This window comes from Paraburkholderia sp., from assembly GCF_036488795.1.
In the GTDB taxonomy this organism is placed as follows: domain Bacteria; phylum Pseudomonadota; class Gammaproteobacteria; order Burkholderiales; family Burkholderiaceae; genus Paraburkholderia.
In genome coordinates, this window is sequence record NZ_DASXHA010000020.1 from 1 (window position 1) to 15,473 (window position 15,473).

General features: G+C 65.3%; 18 protein-coding genes. 4 read left to right on the top strand and 14 right to left on the bottom strand.

The features are described 5' to 3' along the window. The 4 genes from tauA to VGH41_RS02720 form a co-directional block, all read right to left on the bottom strand. Positions 1-957: taurine ABC transporter substrate-binding protein (tauA, locus tag VGH41_RS02705; protein ID WP_331595805.1), on the bottom strand; the 957-nt coding region annotated here is incomplete at its 3' end. A 363-nt stretch (positions 958-1,320) separates the two neighbouring features. After that, entirely contained in the window at positions 1,321-2,325 is a 1,005-nt protein-coding gene (lipA, locus tag VGH41_RS02710; RefSeq protein ID WP_331595806.1) for a lipoyl synthase, read from the bottom strand. A 13-nt stretch (positions 2,326-2,338) separates the two neighbouring features. After that, a complete protein-coding gene (gene lipB, locus VGH41_RS02715; RefSeq protein WP_331595807.1) occupies positions 2,339-3,157 on the bottom strand; it encodes a lipoyl(octanoyl) transferase LipB in 819 nt (272 codons plus the stop codon). A 172-nt stretch (positions 3,158-3,329) separates the two neighbouring features. Beyond that, complete coding sequence (locus VGH41_RS02720; RefSeq protein ID WP_331595808.1) at positions 3,330-3,656, bottom strand: DUF2917 domain-containing protein; 327 nt, start codon at positions 3,654-3,656, stop codon at positions 3,330-3,332. 98 nt (positions 3,657-3,754) lie between these two features. On the opposite strand from VGH41_RS02720, the gene VGH41_RS02725 reads away from it, so the two are divergent. Beyond that, positions 3,755-4,738 carry a transcriptional regulator GcvA gene (locus VGH41_RS02725; protein WP_331595809.1) on the top strand — a complete coding sequence of 328 codons (984 nt, stop codon included), beginning with the start codon at positions 3,755-3,757 and terminating at the stop codon, positions 4,736-4,738. Between the two features lie 26 nt (positions 4,739-4,764). Here the strand turns inward: VGH41_RS02725 and VGH41_RS02730 are convergent, their stop codons facing one another. From VGH41_RS02730 to VGH41_RS02770, 9 genes are all read right to left on the bottom strand, one after another. Continuing rightward, a complete protein-coding gene (locus VGH41_RS02730; protein WP_331595810.1) occupies positions 4,765-5,034 on the bottom strand; it encodes a DUF493 family protein in 270 nt (89 codons plus the stop codon). A gap of 105 nt (positions 5,035-5,139) precedes the next feature. Beyond that, positions 5,140-6,360, bottom strand: coding sequence for a D-alanyl-D-alanine carboxypeptidase family protein (locus VGH41_RS02735; protein ID WP_331595811.1), 1,221 nt, complete (start codon positions 6,358-6,360; stop codon positions 5,140-5,142). A 337-nt stretch (positions 6,361-6,697) separates the two neighbouring features. Beyond that, the gene (locus VGH41_RS02740; RefSeq protein ID WP_331595812.1) at positions 6,698-7,342 is read right to left on the bottom strand and encodes an alpha/beta hydrolase; all 645 of its coding nucleotides are present in this window, start codon (positions 7,340-7,342) and stop codon (positions 6,698-6,700) included. Between the two features lie 8 nt (positions 7,343-7,350). Next, positions 7,351-7,674, bottom strand: a complete 324-nt coding sequence (locus tag VGH41_RS02745; RefSeq protein ID WP_331595813.1) for a (2Fe-2S) ferredoxin domain-containing protein — start codon at positions 7,672-7,674, stop codon at positions 7,351-7,353. A 132-nt stretch (positions 7,675-7,806) separates the two neighbouring features. Then, a complete protein-coding gene (locus tag VGH41_RS02750) occupies positions 7,807-8,916 on the bottom strand; it encodes a VanZ family protein (protein WP_414696589.1) in 1,110 nt (369 codons plus the stop codon). Positions 8,917-8,998: 82 nt separating this feature from the next. After that, a complete protein-coding gene (locus VGH41_RS02755; protein WP_331595815.1) occupies positions 8,999-9,631 on the bottom strand; it encodes an ABC-type transport auxiliary lipoprotein family protein in 633 nt (210 codons plus the stop codon). A gap of 20 nt (positions 9,632-9,651) precedes the next feature. Beyond that, positions 9,652-10,614 (bottom strand): MlaD family protein, encoded by a 963-nt coding sequence (locus VGH41_RS02760; protein WP_331595816.1) that lies wholly within the window; start codon positions 10,612-10,614, stop codon positions 9,652-9,654. A gap of 16 nt (positions 10,615-10,630) precedes the next feature. Beyond that, on the bottom strand, positions 10,631-11,509 hold the full coding sequence (locus VGH41_RS02765; protein ID WP_331595817.1) for an ABC transporter ATP-binding protein: 879 nt from the start codon (positions 11,507-11,509) through the stop codon (positions 10,631-10,633). Next, the gene (locus tag VGH41_RS02770) at positions 11,506-12,639 is read right to left on the bottom strand and encodes an ABC transporter permease (protein ID WP_331595818.1); all 1,134 of its coding nucleotides are present in this window, start codon (positions 12,637-12,639) and stop codon (positions 11,506-11,508) included. Before VGH41_RS02770 ends, VGH41_RS02765 begins: the two co-directional genes overlap by 4 nt. Before the next feature lie 172 nt (positions 12,640-12,811). On the opposite strand from VGH41_RS02770, the gene VGH41_RS02775 reads away from it, so the two are divergent. From VGH41_RS02775 to VGH41_RS02785, 3 genes are read left to right on the top strand one after another with little or no spacing between them, the layout of a single operon-like run. Further along, positions 12,812-13,717: a biotin--[acetyl-CoA-carboxylase] ligase gene (locus VGH41_RS02775; protein ID WP_331595819.1), complete on the top strand. Its 906-nt coding sequence runs from the start codon at positions 12,812-12,814 to the stop codon at positions 13,715-13,717. Then, positions 13,714-14,544, top strand: a complete 831-nt coding sequence (locus VGH41_RS02780) for a type III pantothenate kinase (RefSeq protein ID WP_331595820.1) — start codon at positions 13,714-13,716, stop codon at positions 14,542-14,544. The genes VGH41_RS02775 and VGH41_RS02780 overlap by 4 nt, the downstream gene beginning before the upstream one ends. A 52-nt stretch (positions 14,545-14,596) precedes the next feature. Continuing rightward, the gene (locus VGH41_RS02785) at positions 14,597-14,836 is read left to right on the top strand and encodes a hypothetical protein (RefSeq protein WP_331595821.1); all 240 of its coding nucleotides are present in this window, start codon (positions 14,597-14,599) and stop codon (positions 14,834-14,836) included. A gap of 18 nt (positions 14,837-14,854) precedes the next feature. Here the strand turns inward: VGH41_RS02785 and rfaE2 are convergent, their stop codons facing one another. Further along, entirely contained in the window at positions 14,855-15,337 is a 483-nt protein-coding gene (rfaE2, locus tag VGH41_RS02790; protein WP_331595822.1) for a D-glycero-beta-D-manno-heptose 1-phosphate adenylyltransferase, read from the bottom strand. Between the last annotated feature and the right edge of the window lie 136 nt (positions 15,338-15,473).

Below are 15,473 nucleotides of genomic sequence, written 5' to 3' on the forward strand. Positions count from 1 at the left end.
CTGCGTCTTGAGGAATGCCGCCGTCGCCGCGAGCGACTTAGCCGCACCCGACTGCGCGCCGCCGCCCAACCACAGGTTCGACGCCTGCTGGGCCGGCGACGGGAACGCATACAGCGCGAGACTCGCCGGCACGTCCTGCGCATTCGCGCCGGACTCCTTGGCGACCGCCGCGACCTGCGGAGAAGCCGCATTCCAGTCCGTCGTGTGATCGCGATAGTTCGCGTCACTTGCGGCCAGCACCTTGACGAATTGCGCGACGAACTCCGGATTCTGCTGGGCGAACTTGCGATCGACCACGAAGCCGTCGAAGGTCGCCTTACCGGTTTCCTGCGCGACCTGTCCCGACGTGATCAGCACCTTGCCGTTCTTCTTCACCTTGGCGAGAACCGGATCCCAGATGTAAGTGGCGTCGATGTCGCCACGATCCCATGCCGCAGAAACCTCCTGCGGGCGCAGGTTGACGATCTTGACGTCAGCCGGATTCACACCGGCCTGTTGGAGCGCGACCAACGTATGAAAATGCGAAGTCGACACGAACGGCACGCCGATTTTTTTGCCCTTCAAGCCCGCAATGCTCGTCACACCGGAACCGTCGCGCGCCACCAGCGCTTCAGCGTTGTTGATGTTGTCGAGAATCCAGAAGAGGGAGATATCGACGCCTTGCGACAGACCCGCGGCAATCGGACTGGAACCGGCCTCGCCCAGTTGCACCGAGCCCGACGCCAGCGCGCGCACCACATCCGCACCGCTTGCAAGCTGTCGATACGTGATCTTGTAGCCGGTAGCTTTCTCGACTTCGCCGGTGGCCTGCGCGTAGCGCCAGGGCAGCACCATGTCCTGATAGGCGATCACGACCTCTTTCGTGTCGGCGTGGGCCGCGCCTGCAAAGGACGCGGAAATGGCAAGCAGCGTGGCAAACGCAGCGAGCGGACGGAGGAAGCGATTCAGGCGGTTCATCGAGAAGCCCCGTTCTATTAAGGTGTGGGAGGCTTTCGACTATAGGGAGTTTGAGCGGGTGCGGTTCTAACGAATATGCGTTTGCTAATCACGCTGTTCGAGCATTGCTTTTCGTGTGGCGTTGGATCAACGGGTCCGCTGGAGCGCGCGTTGCATGGCTTGCAACGGAGGCGGCGCAATCGCGCGTGGCGCGCAAGCTGGCCGTTCGACTGATTGTCCGGGTTGGGGACGGCGGGGAATCATTGAGCACGGGTAGCAACCCAGACGTCCGAACACCCTGGCGTCCAGATGCAACGCAACGCCCACAAAAAAGCCCGCATCAGGTGCGGGCTCTGTATCCAAAACGCACTGCCAGGCAGACGCTCAGACCACGCCGGCTCCATGCGCCTGCAGGTCAGCGTGATAGCTCGAACGCACCATGGCGCCAACCGCCGCATGCGTGAAACCCATCTTGTAGGCTTCCTCTTCGTACATCTTGAACGTGTCCGGATGGACGTAGGAACGAACCGGCAGGTGATGCTCCGACGGCTGCAGGTATTGGCCAATCGTCAGCATGTCGACATCGTGTTCGCGCAGATCGCGCATCACCTGAAGAATTTCCTCTTCCGTTTCGCCAAGGCCCACCATCAGACCGGACTTGGTTGCGACATCCGGATGCAGCGCCTTGAAGTCCTTCAGCAGCTTCAGCGAATGCGCGTAATCCGAACCCGGGCGCGCCTCCTTGTACAGACGCGGCACCGTTTCGAGGTTGTGGTTCATCACATCGGGCGGCGCGGCATTGAGAATTCCCAGCGCGCGGTCCAGACGGCCGCGGAAATCCGGCGTCAAAATTTCGATGCGCGTTTGCGGCGACAGCTCGCGTGTCTGGCGAATGCATTCAACGAAGTGAGCAGCACCGCCGTCGCGCAGATCGTCGCGGTCCACGCTGGTGATCACCACGTACTTCAGCTTCAGCGCGGCGATCGTGCGTGCCAGGTTAGCCGGTTCGTCGGCATCCAGCGGATCGGGACGGCCATGGCCCACATCGCAGAACGGGCAACGGCGTGTGCACTTGTCACCCATGATCATGAACGTCGCCGTTCCCTTGCCGAAGCACTCGCCGATATTCGGGCAGCTCGCCTCTTCACAGACCGTATGCAGGTTGTGCTCGCGCAGAATCTGTTTGATCTCGTAGAAGCGCGAATTGCCAGTGGCCGCTTTCACGCGAATCCAGTCCGGCTTCTTCAGCTTTTCGATCGGCACGATCTTGATCGGAATGCGCGCGGTCTTGGCCTGCGCCTTCTGTTTCGCCGTGGCGTCATAAGCTGCAGAGGCCGGGACGGCGTCGGTGGCGGGAGTGCCGGCAAGGTTCGCGGTAACGTCAGTCATTCGTTCGATCCAGTCAGGCGGTCACAACACCGGCCTGCGGTTGGGCGACGGCCGCGGGAGTGCCGTCGATGTTTGCGGTGAGGCATGCAGCAAGGGTCCGGGCCACCTCGTCCCAGCCGGCGGCGACGCCAAGCGTCGCCATGTCGACGGTCTCAAGGCCCACATAACCGCATGGGTTAATGGCCAGAAACGGCTGCAGGTCCATGTTCACGTTCAGGCTGACACCGTGATAGCTGCATCCGTTGCGGATTTTCAGGCCCAGCGCGGCGATTTTGGCGCCGGCGTGCGACCCCGCATCCTGACCCGGCGCTACGTAGATGCCTGGAGCGCCTGCCTTGCGTTCTCCGGCGAGATTATACGCCGCGAGTGTGTCGATCACGGCCTGCTCGATCCGCGTGACCATCTCGCGCACCATCAGCTTGCGGCGGCGCAGGTCGAGCAGCAGATAAGCAACCACCTGCCCCGGCCCGTGATACGTGATCTGCCCGCCGCGGTCGACCTTCACCAGAGGGATGCCGCTATCCGCGGCCAGCAGATGCGCCGGGTCGCCCGCCTGGCCGAGCGTGAAGACGGCGGGATGTTCGACCAGCCAGATTTCGTCTGAAGTTTCGACGCTGCGCGCGTCCGTGAAGGCGCGCATCGCATCGAAGCTGATTTCGTAGGGTTCGACGCCGCGCCATCGCACGGTGATCGCGCGAAGAGCAGGAGTGACCTCCTGCGAGGATCCGGCACCTGAAACAGGGGAAACCGTGGAAGTATCCGCCCGAGCAGCCGGATCGACCGGATCAGGCGCAGCGGATATGAAAGACGGGGAAACCGGTATGGCACACATGATCCCGTTAGTTTACCGAAATACCGAGATCCCCGCCCGGACTCCGCCCGCCCTCCTCACAGAACCGCGCCGGCGGGGCTGACAGCAGAGAAGCGTCCGCGCCGCCGGACTGTTTAGGACAGGCGCCGGCGCTGCGGAAAACGCACCACCTCGTTCCGGCCAGAGCCGGGCGTCACACCGTCCGCCAGCCGTCGCGGGCGCGCAACCCAAGCCGGTCGGCCGCCCGCAGCAACCAGTCGAACGCCCGCACATCGGCGCGCGCCGGTACCGCGAAGGCCACCTGAGCCCGCTCGCCGCTTTCGACGCTCAGCCACAGCCGTTCGCCGCGCCGCAGGCGCAGCGTATGCCCGGGCTGCAGCCAATAGTCTTCGGTATCGTCGCTGCGCGTCACCCACAGCGCACCGCCCGATACCGCGAGACGCGTGCTGCGTGCCACCTTCATCGGAACTGTTTCGCCGGTCTTGATCTCGAACGTAATGCTAGAGGAAATTTCTCGCATGATGCCCTCGCCAAAAGTCGTTTCATGCCTACAATCGTAGGCGTAGCAAGGGTTTGCGCAAAACGATCAAATTTCACCTCTATGTGAGGAAAATTGCGATGGATCTTCGACAACTGCCCGCCCTGAACGCCATCAAGGCCTTCGAGGCCGCTGCCCGTCACGAGAGCTTTTCGCGCGCCGCGGACGAACTGTTCGTCACGCACGGCGCCGTCAGTCATCAGATCCGCGGGTTGGAGGCCGAACTGGGCGTCGCGCTCTTTGCCCGCGACGGCAAGCGCGTGCGCCTGACCGAAGTCGGCCGCCGCTATGCCACGCAGGTGCGCAGCGCCCTGACGGCGCTGGCCGACGCCACGCGCGAAATCCGCGCCGGCGACCGCGAGCGGCGACTGGTGGTGTCGATGCTGACGTCGTTTGCCGCGCGCTGGGTGACGCCGCGCATCGGCAGTTTCATCGAGGCTCACCCGCAATGGGATCTGGAACTGCTGTCAACCAATACGCTGACCGACTTCGCCCGCGACGATGTCGACGCGGCCATCCGTTTCGGCTTCGGCAAGTACCCGGGCTTGCACGCCGAACTGTTGATGGAGGAGATTTTCTTTCCCGCCTGCGCGCCGAACTTCAACGGCGGCAACCTGCCGAAGGTGCCTGCCGATCTCGCCAAAGTCCCGCTATTGCGCTCAGACGATGAACTCTGGCGCCCCTGGTTCGATGCCGCTGGCCTGACCGACTGGCCGGAACCGAAACGCGGCGTGCTGTACCAGGATTCGTCGAACCTGCTGCAGGCGGCCATCGACGGTCAGGGTATTGCGCTCACACGGCGCTCGCTCGCCATGCCCGAAGTCGCATCAGGCCGCCTCGTGCGCCTGTTCGATGTGGATGGCCCGAGCCCGTGGCAGTACTACTTCATCTGCCCGCCGCAGATGATGCAAACCGAACGGGTGCGGGCATTCCGGGACTGGGTATTCGAGGAAGTGGGCCGCTTCAAGCAGCTTTTCGATCAGGCCTGCGCCCTGGGTCCCACAGGTCAGGCAGCCAGGCCGAACAAAGCAACGGACGCGTTGCACGTCTCGCCGTCAGCATGACGGGCGCGCGAGGCGCCCGTTCGCGTTTAGAGTACGACTTTCACCATCGGATGCCCGGTAAGCGCCCGGTAGATGTCGTCGAGATGGGCACGGCTGGTGGCCCGCACCGTGACCGTCAGGCCGGTGTAGTTACCGCCGCTCGAGGGACGGGTTTCAACACGCGAGGCATCGACGGCTTCGTCGAACTGACGCACCACCGTCACGATGGTGTCGGCGAACTCGGGATGCGACTTGCCCATCACCTTGATCGGGAAATCGCAGGGAAACTCAAACAGCGAATCGGTATCGGCTTGCATCTTTCACTCCTTGCCGGGTCGCGAGCACACCGCATGCCCTGACGAACCCAGATGATCCGCGGCTCCTGCGGCGTCTCCGCAAGAACCGCTGTCACGCACTTGCGCTTACTTCTTCTTGTTGAACATCAGCATCAGCGAATCCCACACGCGGCCCACCACGCCGGCTTGCGGCACGGTCTGCATGGCGACGATCGGGAACTGGGCGAGCGTCTTGCCGTCGGCGACGAGCTTCACGGTGCCGACCTGCTGGCCGTCGGCGATCGGCGCGATCAACGGGTCGATATGCTCGACCTGCGGCTTCACCTTGTCGCCCAGGCCCTTCGGCACGGTGATGTACTGATCCGACTTCACGCCGATCTTGACCGTGTCTTCCGCACCCTTGTAGACGCGCGGCGTCTCGATCACCTGACCGGCCTTGTACAGACGCACCGTGTCGTACGCGCTGTAACCGTAGTTCAGCATCTTCAGGCTGTCTTCGACGCGGTCGTGCTCCTTCGTCTCGCCCATCATCACCGCGACGAGGCGGCGCGACGCGTCCGGCACGCCCGGCAGCGGACGCTTGGCGCTCGCGATCAGGCAATAGCCGGCCGCCTGCGTATGGCCGGTCTTCAGACCGTCGACGGTCGGATCGATCCACAGCAGACGATTGCGGTTCGGCTGTTTGATCTTGTTATAGGTGAATTCCTTCACCGAGAAGATGTTGTAGTAGTCGGGGAAGTCGCGAATCAGGCGCGCCGACAGGATCGCGAGGTCGCCCGCGCTCGTGTAGTGCTGCGGGTCGGGCATGCCGTTCACATCCGCGAAATGCGTATGTTTCATGCCGAGGCGCTGGGCTTCGGCGTTCATCATGGTGACGAACTGCGATTCGCTGCCGCCCACCAGTTCAGCCAGCGCGATTGCCGCGTCGTTGCCGGACTGGATGATCATGCCGTAGACGAGGTCGTGCACGGAGACCGGCTTGTTTGCTTCGATGAACATGCGCGATTCGTCGGTCTTCACGCGGCGTACCGCTTCGCTCGGATTGACGATCTGCTCCATCGTGATCTTCTTCGTCTGCAGCGCTTCGAAGACCAGGTAGGCGGTCATCAGCTTGGTCAGCGACGCCGGTTCGGCGCGCTCGTCGGCGTTGCCGGAGGCGAGCACCTGATTGCTGGTCGCATCGACGAGTACCCACGAACGCGCGTTCACCGCCGGCGGTGGCACCTGCGCAAACGCGGTGCTCGCGACGAGCGTAGCGGGCAGCACCACGCCAAGTGTCACGGCGCGGCTGATGCTATGGGGAACGAAGGACGAGAGTGACGGGAAGCCGGAGGTGGAGAAACGCATAGGGTCGATTCGGGCAGAAATATGCATCGCGCGCCTTAAGGGCGCGCAGTTTGGAAGAGCCGGTCGGCGGGCGCTTGCCGCGACAAAAGCAGCGCGGCGCCCATTGGACTTCCGGCCATGCGATCGGTTCGCGCAGCGCGTCCGGCATCCGGCGCTGCCATCAAGCAACGACGCAACCAACCGGGTGGGCGGCGCTGCGCCCAAAAAAGAGCGCTCATTATACGCGCGGCAGGAGGGCAACTTTGCGCATTGCACACCGATAAATTTTCATTTGACGCGTACCTGTACCCCGGAAAACGCGCGCAGACCCTCCAGCGCTCCCGCCGCGACGCGCGCCTTAACGCCAGGCGTCGACGATGATCCGCTTCAGCACATGCAGCTTGCGATGCAGAAAATGTTCGGCACCGGGAATCACGACCACCGGTAATTCTTGCGGACGCGCCCAGTCGAAAACGGATTGAACCGGCACCGTGTCGTCTGTTTCGCCGTGAATCACGAGCGTGTTTTCCGGCACGGGCGCCACTTCCCAGCGGCTCGCAGCCGTGCCGACGAACACGATCCGCTCGATCGCCTGCCCTTCTTCGAGCAGACGTCTCGCCACGTGCGAGAGCACGAAGGTGCCGAACGAAAAGCCGGCCAACACGAGGGGCAGATCAGACTGCCCCGGTTGCGCGCGCATATGGTCCAGCACGGCACGCAGATCGTCGCGCTCGCCGAGCCCGGCATCGTGCGTACCTTCGGTCTTGCCCACGCCGCGGAAGTTCGAACGATAGGTCACGTAATTCAGCTGCACGAGCGTACGGGCGAGCGTTTGCGCAACCTTGTTGTCCATCGTGCCGCCGAACAGCGGATGAGGATGCGCCACCAGCGCGATGCCGCGCGGCACGGCGCCGTTCTCGCGTACCTCGTCGGGCTGATCGAGTGCGACCTCGATCTTGCCGACCGGACCGTCGATCAGAAACTGTTTCGTATGAACATTCATGGCGCCGCTTACCGATCGATTTTCAGGCGCTCGACCACCTTGCCGTTCGCCAGATGCGATTCGACGATTTCGTCAATGTCGCTTTCGTCGACATAGGTGTACCAGGTGCCTTCCGGATAGATCACGACTGTCGGGCCTTCCTCACAGCGGTCGAGGCACCCGGCCTTGTTGATGCGCACCTGACCCGGCCCTGCGAGGCCGAGCTGCTTCACGCGCTTTTTCGCATGCTCCTGCATGGCCTGCGCATTGCAATTCGCGCAACTTGGGCGCTCCGCGCCGGGATCGCGCTGGTTGAGGCAAAAAAACACGTGGTACTTGTAGAAAGAATCCATGATTTCCGGAGGGCGAGGCTGAAACGGATGGAAGGCGGGTGAACGCCGGCCTGAGCGAGCGGACGGCGCGACGCGCCTGGTGTGGGTCGATTATAGCGACGGGGGCTGGCCGGCGCAGTTGCACGGGCATCGTCAGGGCGCCGTGCGCCGCCGCTTGAGCCACGCCCGCTCCACCGAAAACGCGACCCACACCAGTGCCGCATACGGCCAGACCCACGCCAGCCAGCGCGCGAGTCCGTTGAAATGCAGATAGCGTCCCTGCCGCCAGTCGGCGAGCACCACGTCGAAATACGGATTCACCGGCAGCAGGTTGACGCCTATCAGCGTGACCGCCAGCGCGGCGGCGGCCAGCGCCATGCGCCAGCGGCGCGGCAGGCGCAGTGCCAGCAAGGCAGCGAGCGTGCCGCCCACGAGACCCGCCAGCGCGCCGGGCGTCGCCCAGTTGAACGCGAGACCCGACTCCGACTGCAGAAACGTCGCGCCGATCTTGATGCTCACGGTCACTGCGACGAACGTGAGCAGCAACCGCGCGCGCGGCGCCTGGGCGCGCATCGGCAAGGACGCCAGCGCGCCGGCGGCAAACAGGTTCAGCGTGGTGATGAGGGTTTCCCAGCCATCATCGGATAGCCAGCCTGCCATTCGCGCCGGCCACGTGATGACGTGCCATTTCGTGGGCAGCCAGGCGAGCAGCGCGTCCTGCATCGTGGAATCGGCGTGCAGCCACAGGGCGCGCGGCCAGTCGCCCACGCCGAATAGCCGCGGCGCCGGAAACATCGTCGCAAACGGCCACAGCGCGGCGAGGCACACCAAAGCCGCGGTATCGCGCTCGAACCACAGCAGACGCGTGCGGCGCAGCAAGCCGCGGTCGAGCAGCGCGCCGGTGGCTGGCGACATCAGCACCGCGCCCAGCAGCGCGCCAAGCGCATTGGCGGCGAGGTCGAGGTTGGAGGCGACCCGCGTTGGCAGATAGGTTTGCACCGCTTCCATCGTGCCGGACAGGAGCGCCCCCAGCATGAAGGCGAGCGCGACCGCGAGCGGGCCGCGCCAGCGCGGATAGATCGCCAGCACGACGAGCGCGCCGAATGGCATGTAGCCGAGCACATTGGTGACGACGTCGAACGCCGTGAGGTACTGCGGGATCGGGTCGGAAAGATAGGCGAACGGACCGAGTCCAAGCGAGCGCCAGCCCGAAAAGGGATACCACGAGCCATACACGATCAGCGCGGCATACAGGCCCAGCATCTGCCTCGCCAGCGCCGACGGGCGGCGCTCCCACGCCTTGCCGCTCACGCTACGCTCCGATGCTGCGTGCGTGAGGCGGCGGTCATTGGCCGGCGACGAGCGCCTGCGCTCCGAGCCAGGCCGCGATCTGCGCGACGAGATCGTCGCTGGCCGTGGCGAGCGCCTGCGCGCCGCCGGCCGCGTCCGTGGTGCTGGCCGGCGCACGGGCGGTAAAGGTGCGCTGGCCGATCACCTTGCCGCCGTGCGTCAGGGTCGCGCGCGCGGTGACCGCACCGTGGCTTTGCGTCTGGCTGTCGAAAATCTGTTCGAACTCGTTCAGGTCGACCTTGAGCACCGGCGCGCTCACGGCGTCGGCGCCGGTCAGCACCGTGCCGCGCTCCGACAACGCGGTGCGCAGCCGCTGCGTCAGCAGTTCGGACGGTGCCATGGTCCAGTGGCTGTTCGCGTACGCCGCGGTCTGCTGCGCGTCGGCGTAGCTGAGCCGGTAGATCAGCTTGTCGGAGGCGAGCGTTTCAGGCGCGGTGACGTCCAGCACCTTGACGGCCGGCATCGAGCCGGAGGCGGCCGGCTGCGGCGCCGGCCCAAAGTCGTAGCGGATGTTGGCCAGCGCAGCAGGGTTGCCGGCGCAACCGGCGAGCACGCCGAGCGCGAGCACGACCGCGCAGGCGGCGTCGGCCCGGAACAGGTTGAAAGAGCGGTAAGGCGAGCGTGCCATGACAATCTTCCTTTCAAGTCTCATTGGGCCGGGCGGGCCGCGGGCCATGCAAAGCCGGGCTCGCCGGGACCGGGCGCGGCAGCGGGCGCGCCGAACAGCACACTACGGGGATTCGTACTGATCATGTCGGCGGCGCGGTCCACCGAATGCACGGCGGAGCGCACGTCGTCGGCGAGCGAATTCACGCGCGGCAGCGTGTCGTATCCGACCCGCGACGACAGATCCTGCACCGACGCATTCATTGACGTCAGCGCGTCGCCCGCCTGCTGCGCCGCCGTGCCCACCTTGTTCAGGTTCATCTCGAGCGGACCGTCCGAGCGGTTCAGACCGGTGATCAACTTGTTGGTCGAGGCGAGGGTGACGTCCAGCTGGTTGATCGTGTCCGGCAGCTTGCCGACGGCTGGCTGCATCTGCCTGGTGAGCGTGGTGACGCCGTCGGCGGCTTGCTGCAGGCTCGCCGCGGTGTTCAGCAACTGCTCGCGCATTTCCGGCGACAGCACCTCGTTCACGTCGTCGGCGATTCTTTCCAGCTTGCGCAACAGGATGTCGCCGCGCTGCTGCAGCTGATCGAGCAGGCCGGGGCGCATCGGCAGCTGCGCGACCTGCTTGGCCGACGAAGGCAGCGGCGACAGATCGCGCCCCGTATCTTCGAGCTGGACGAAGGCGATCCCCGTGACGCCCTGGAAGCCGAGCGTGCCAAACGTGGAGCGCGTGATCGGCGCGTGCTGATCGACCATGATGCGGATCAGGATCTGCCCCGGATGAGCCCGGTCGAACTTGATGGACTGCACCTTGCCGACGTCCAGCCCGCGATAGCGCACCGCGGCATCCGTGTACAAACCGGTGACATTGGTGCGTGCAATCATGTCATAGGGAATTCGCACAGAACGGTCGACATTGAAAAGGAACGCCGCGGCCGCCACTGCCGCCAGCAGCAGCACCGTGAAGAGCCCAGCCCAGAAGGCATGCGATTTGTTTTCCATTGTCAGGTTCCCTGGTTCACAGCGGCAGTTCAGACGATGCCGGTTCGAGCGCCGCGGGCGGCAGCTTCGCGCGACGCTCCGGCGGCAGCGCCTGCAGCGCGCGGCGGCCGCGCAGGCCGAGGAAGTATTCGCGGATGAACGGATGATCGACGCCCGCCGCTTCCTCGACCGGCGCGGCCACCAGTACCTTGCGGTCGGCCAGCACGGCGACGCGGGTGGATAGCGCGACCATCGTGTCGAGGTCGTGCGTCACCATCACGACGGTCAGGCCCAAAGCGCGATGCAGCGTGCCGACCAGCTCCACGAACTCATCCGAGGCCTGCGGATCGAGGCCGGCCGTCGGCTCGTCGAGGAACAGCAATTCGGGTTCCAGCGCGATGGCGCGCGCAATACCGACCCGCTTGATCATGCCGCCCGACAGCGCCGACGGCATCTTCGAGGCGTTCTTGCACGGCAGGCCGACCATCTCGAGCTTCAGCATCACGATGTCGCGCAGCAGGTCTTCCGGGATCTTGCCGAGCTCGCGCAACGGCTGTGCGATGTTGTCAAACACCGACAGCGACGAGAACAACGCGCCGCGCTGAAACAGCATTCCGGAGCGGCTGCGCATCAGCAGCGCCGTCTCCGGTGAAATGGTGGCCAGATTTTCGCCGAACAGCTTGATGGTGCCGGACGACGGCCTCTCCAGCCCGAGAATCTGCCGCACCAGCGTGGTCTTGCCGGAGCCCGAGCCGCCCACGATCGAGACGATCTCGCCGCGCCGCACCTCGAAGTTCAGGTGCTGATGCACGATGTTGCGGCCGTAGCGCTTGGTCAGGTCGCGCACCTCGATGACCGGTTCGGCAATCGAAGGCGGCGGCTGGCCGCGCACGGACTCGGTGAGCGGCGCGGTCATCCGAGCCCCACGTTCTGGAACAGGACCGCGAACACCGCGTCCGCGAGAATCACGATGGTGATCGAGGTCACCACCGAGGTCGTCGTGCCCTCGCCCAGACTTTGCGAATTCGCCTTGATGCGAAAGCCGAAATGGCAGCCGACGATGCCGATCAGCATGCCGAACGCCGCGCCCTTGCCAAGACCGATCCACAGGTTCGCGACCGGCACCACGCTCGGCAAGGCGCGGAAGAAATAGCTCATGTCAATGCCGAGCACGATCTTCGCGGCGAGCGCGCCGCCCGTCAGCGCGACGATATTGGTCCACATCACGAGCAGCGGCATGGCTACGCCGAGCGCGATGACGCGCGGCAAGATCAGCCGCAAGCCGTGCGGGATGCCCATCACGCGCATGGCGTCGAGTTCCTCGGTGACCCGCATCACGCCGATCTGCGCGGTGATGGCAGAGCCCGACCGGCCGGCCACCAGAATGGCCGACAAGACCGGCCCGAGTTCGCGAATCACCGACAGTCCAAGAATGTTGACGATGTACTGATTCGCACCGAACAGCCGCAATTGCTGCGCCGACAGATAGCTCAACACGATGCCGATCAGGAACGCGACCAGCGCAATGATCGGCATGGCCCTGGCGCCCGCGTTGTATACGTTCGCCGAAATCTCGGTCCAGGGCGTGATCTTCGGATTCCGCACGACCTTGAGCAGATCCAGCACCACGCGCCCGAACATGGCGATGCCGCCGTACAGATGCTCGAAGAACGAGAAAATCCCCAGGCCGAGCCGCGTGAACGGGTCGAGCCGAACCACCGGTTCGGGGGCCTCGCGGACGGAATCGAGCAATGCGATGCGCTCAAAGATGTCGCGTTGGGTGGGATTCAGGTCGACGACCTGGCGCGGCAGCTTGTGGCCCCAGACGCGCCACAGTGCCTGGCCGCCCACGTGGTCCATCCGCTCGATGCGTGACAGGTCCCACAGCATCCCTTCCGCGCCGATCAGCGAGCGCAGACGGGGCACCACCTTGCCGGTGGCGCGGTCACGTGCGAGCGCAAGCGCCGTCCACTGGCCGGAAAGCCGGACGATCTTGCCTTGGCTGCCTGCCGCGACTTCGAGGCCGGGCGGAGTGTCGTAGTTCAAGGATCGGCGGATTGTGGTTATCGGATCAGGGGCCATTGTAACGAACGCGGCGCGAACGAACCGTGCTCCTGTGCTCATCCGGCGCGCGCCGTCGGTGCGCCGGGTGCGCTTCAAAGCGCCGTCATGCGGCCCTGAAGCGCTGCCGGGCCGCCCTGTCGCTACAATATGCGCCATGAACGCTTCCAAGTCCTCATCCGATGCTGCGCCCGCGGGCGACTGGCGCATCGACCGCGAGCGCGCCGTCGCCTTGTTCGGCTCTCACGCGCACGACTGGCCCATCGAAATCGTCGAAGAAACCGGCTCGACCAATGCCGACCTGATGGCGCGCGTCAAGGCGCTGCCGCGCAGGTCCAATGCGCTGCCGCGGCCCATTGTGCGAGTCGCCTATCTGCAGACGGCGGGCCGCGGCCGGCGCGGGCGCACATGGTACGCAGAGCCTGGCAATGCGCTGCTGTTTTCGGTGGCGTGCGTGTTGCCGCGTCCGCTCGAAGGACTGGCGGGTTTGAGCCTCGCGGTCGGAGTGGCGCTGGTCGACGGGCTGCGTTCCTTGCCGCTCGCCGCACCCGGCCAGATTTCGCTGAAGTGGCCCAATGACGTGCTGCTGGAAGGCGACAAGCTCGCCGGCATCCTGATCGAAACCGCGTGGAGCACGGAGTACGCGAGCGCGGTGGTGATCGGCATCGGCACTAACGTGAAGGGTGCGGACGACCTGGCGGCCAAGGTCGGCGCGCTGAACGCCGACGTGCCGCCGCAAGCGCGCGGCACGCTGCCGACCGCGCTCTCCGTCGCCCTGCCGAATGCGAATCTGACCGACACGCTGGCGGCAGAACTGAACGCGCTGGACGCCGCCTTAAAGCGCTTCGGCGCGGAAGGCTTCGCGCCGTTCCAGCCGCGCTGGAACGCCTGCCATGCCTATGCGGGCCGTGAAGTCGTCTTGCTGGAACAGGGGCTTGAACTGGAGCGCGGCGTGGCGGCGGGCGTCGACGAAATCGGCCAATTGCTACTCGACACGCCGTCGGGTCGCAAGGCGATCGCCACCGGCGACGTCTCGCTGCGCCTCGCCAACGGGCGCGCATGAACCGCGCGCCTTTCCTGCTGATCGACGCAGGCAATAGCCGCATCAAGTGGGCACTGGTGCAGGCGCACGGCACGCAGACACACGCGGGCGCGTTTGCACATGGTGGCGCGAAGACAGTCTCGTCTTCCGGTACAGGGGCAGATGAGCCTGACTGGTCGGATCTGCCCGCACCTGCCAGCGCCTGGATTTCGAACGTCGCCGGCGAACAGGTGACGCAGCGTCTTGCGGCGTTGCTCGACGCGCACTGGCCCGGCTTGCCGCGCACCACGATCCGCGCCTGTGAACAGCAAGGCGGCGTGACGAACGGCTACACGACCCCGTCCGCACTCGGCAGCGACCGCTGGGCCGGGCTGATCGGCGCGCACGCGGCGTTTCCTCACGAACCCCTGCTGATCGCGACCTTCGGCACCGCCACCACGCTGGAAGCGTTGCGCGGCGACGGCAGGTTCGTGGGCGGACTGATTGCGCCGGGCTGGTCGCTGATGATGCGCTCGCTCGGCGAACACACCGCCCAGTTGCCCACGCTCGATGCCAACGCGGCGCGCGGACTGCTGGCGCCAGGCGATGCGCAGCACGGCCCATTCTTCGCCACCGATACGCCGCGCTCGCTGTCCGCCGGTTGCGCGCTCGCGCAAGCGGGACTGATCGAGCGCATGTGGAACGATCTGCAGGAGGCGTGGGGCGTGCCGGTGCGCCTCGTGGTCGGCGGCGGCGCGGCGGACGAAGTGACAGCGGCCCTCAAAGTACCGCATACTCGCCACGATTCGCTCGTGCTGTCGGGCCTTGCCCTGATTGCCGCCGAAAGCGCCACGCCACGGCAGCCGTGACGACAGCGCTCCCGATGCACGCACGCAGCACCCTTAGACGGAGACTCCATTCATGTTGCGCTGGCTGATCGCTATTCTGTTTCTTGCCAACATGCTCGCGTTCGTGACACTACGCGGCGTGTTCGGCCCGACGCCCATCGCGGGCGCGCGTGAGCCGAATCATCTGAACCGGCAGATTCATCCGGAGACGCTGCGGGTGGAGGCTGTGTCGGCATCGGAAGCGGCCGACCTGGCCGTGGTCGGCGGACCGGCGCCCACGCCGGCCGTCGCCGCGTCGGAGCTGGCGCAGTGAGCCCGCCCGCGCGGGGTTTCAACCCTGCGCGCGGACCTTTTTCAGCAGGGCGGTGGTGGACCGGTCGTGCTCGAACGGAATGGCTAGCACCCGGCCACCCCAACTGCGCACCAGGGCCGACTCCGGGAGCTTGTCCATCTCGTAGTCGCCGCCTTTGACCAGCACGTCGGGATGCAGCGCTTCGATCAACGCCACCGGCGTCTGCTCCTCGAAACCGACTACCCAATCGACGCTTTCCAGCGCGGCGAGCAAGGCCATCCGGTCGGCCTGATTGTTGATCGGCCGGTCGTCGCCCTTGCCGAGCATGCGCACGGATGCGTCGCTGTTCACGCCGACAATCAGGCACGCGCCCAACGCCTTTGCATCGGCCAGGTAGGTCACGTGACCACGGTGCAGGATGTCGAACACGCCGTTGGTGAACACGACCGGGCCGGTCAACGTGGGACGGAGCTTCGCGAGTGCATCGCGGGTCATGAGCTTGCGTTCGAAAATGGCTGACATGTGTGATTCGGAGCAGAAAAAGAAGAACTGGCCGCCACGATACACGTCATGCGGCGCATTGAGAAATGCCTGACCGCGCGATGGACGGCCGCGAACGAAGACGCCTTCGATCGATCTTGCGCGTCAAACAAACGGC

Bases quoted from the DNA above. Each gene is read 5' to 3' on its own strand.
- VGH41_RS02760 (WP_331595816.1), bottom strand. From the start codon at position 10,614: ATGGAAAACAAATCGCATGCCTTCTGGGCTGGGCTCTTCACGGTGCTG.
- VGH41_RS02735 (WP_331595811.1), bottom strand. From the start codon at position 6,360: ATGCGTTTCTCCACCTCCGGCTTCCCGTCACTCTCGTCCTTCGTTCCC.
- VGH41_RS02730 (WP_331595810.1), bottom strand. From the start codon at position 5,034: ATGCAAGCCGATACCGATTCGCTGTTTGAGTTTCCCTGCGATTTCCCG.
- VGH41_RS02750 (WP_414696589.1), bottom strand. From the start codon at position 8,916: ATGCTGGGCCTGTATGCCGCGCTGATCGTGTATGGCTCGTGGTATCCC.
- VGH41_RS02755 (WP_331595815.1), bottom strand. From the start codon at position 9,631: ATGGCACGCTCGCCTTACCGCTCTTTCAACCTGTTCCGGGCCGACGCC.
- VGH41_RS02725 (WP_331595809.1), top strand. From the start codon at position 3,755: ATGGATCTTCGACAACTGCCCGCCCTGAACGCCATCAAGGCCTTCGAG.
- VGH41_RS02720 (WP_331595808.1), bottom strand. From the start codon at position 3,656: ATGCGAGAAATTTCCTCTAGCATTACGTTCGAGATCAAGACCGGCGAA.
- VGH41_RS02745 (WP_331595813.1), bottom strand. From the start codon at position 7,674: ATGGATTCTTTCTACAAGTACCACGTGTTTTTTTGCCTCAACCAGCGC.
- VGH41_RS02785 (WP_331595821.1), top strand. From the start codon at position 14,597: ATGTTGCGCTGGCTGATCGCTATTCTGTTTCTTGCCAACATGCTCGCG.
- lipA (WP_331595806.1), bottom strand. From the start codon at position 2,325: ATGACTGACGTTACCGCGAACCTTGCCGGCACTCCCGCCACCGACGCC.
- VGH41_RS02780 (WP_331595820.1), top strand. From the start codon at position 13,714: ATGAACCGCGCGCCTTTCCTGCTGATCGACGCAGGCAATAGCCGCATC.
- lipB (WP_331595807.1), bottom strand. From the start codon at position 3,157: ATGTGTGCCATACCGGTTTCCCCGTCTTTCATATCCGCTGCGCCTGAT.
- VGH41_RS02775 (WP_331595819.1), top strand. From the start codon at position 12,812: ATGAACGCTTCCAAGTCCTCATCCGATGCTGCGCCCGCGGGCGACTGG.
- rfaE2 (WP_331595822.1), bottom strand. From the start codon at position 15,337: ATGTCAGCCATTTTCGAACGCAAGCTCATGACCCGCGATGCACTCGCG.
- VGH41_RS02765 (WP_331595817.1), bottom strand. From the start codon at position 11,509: ATGACCGCGCCGCTCACCGAGTCCGTGCGCGGCCAGCCGCCGCCTTCG.
- VGH41_RS02740 (WP_331595812.1), bottom strand. From the start codon at position 7,342: ATGAATGTTCATACGAAACAGTTTCTGATCGACGGTCCGGTCGGCAAG.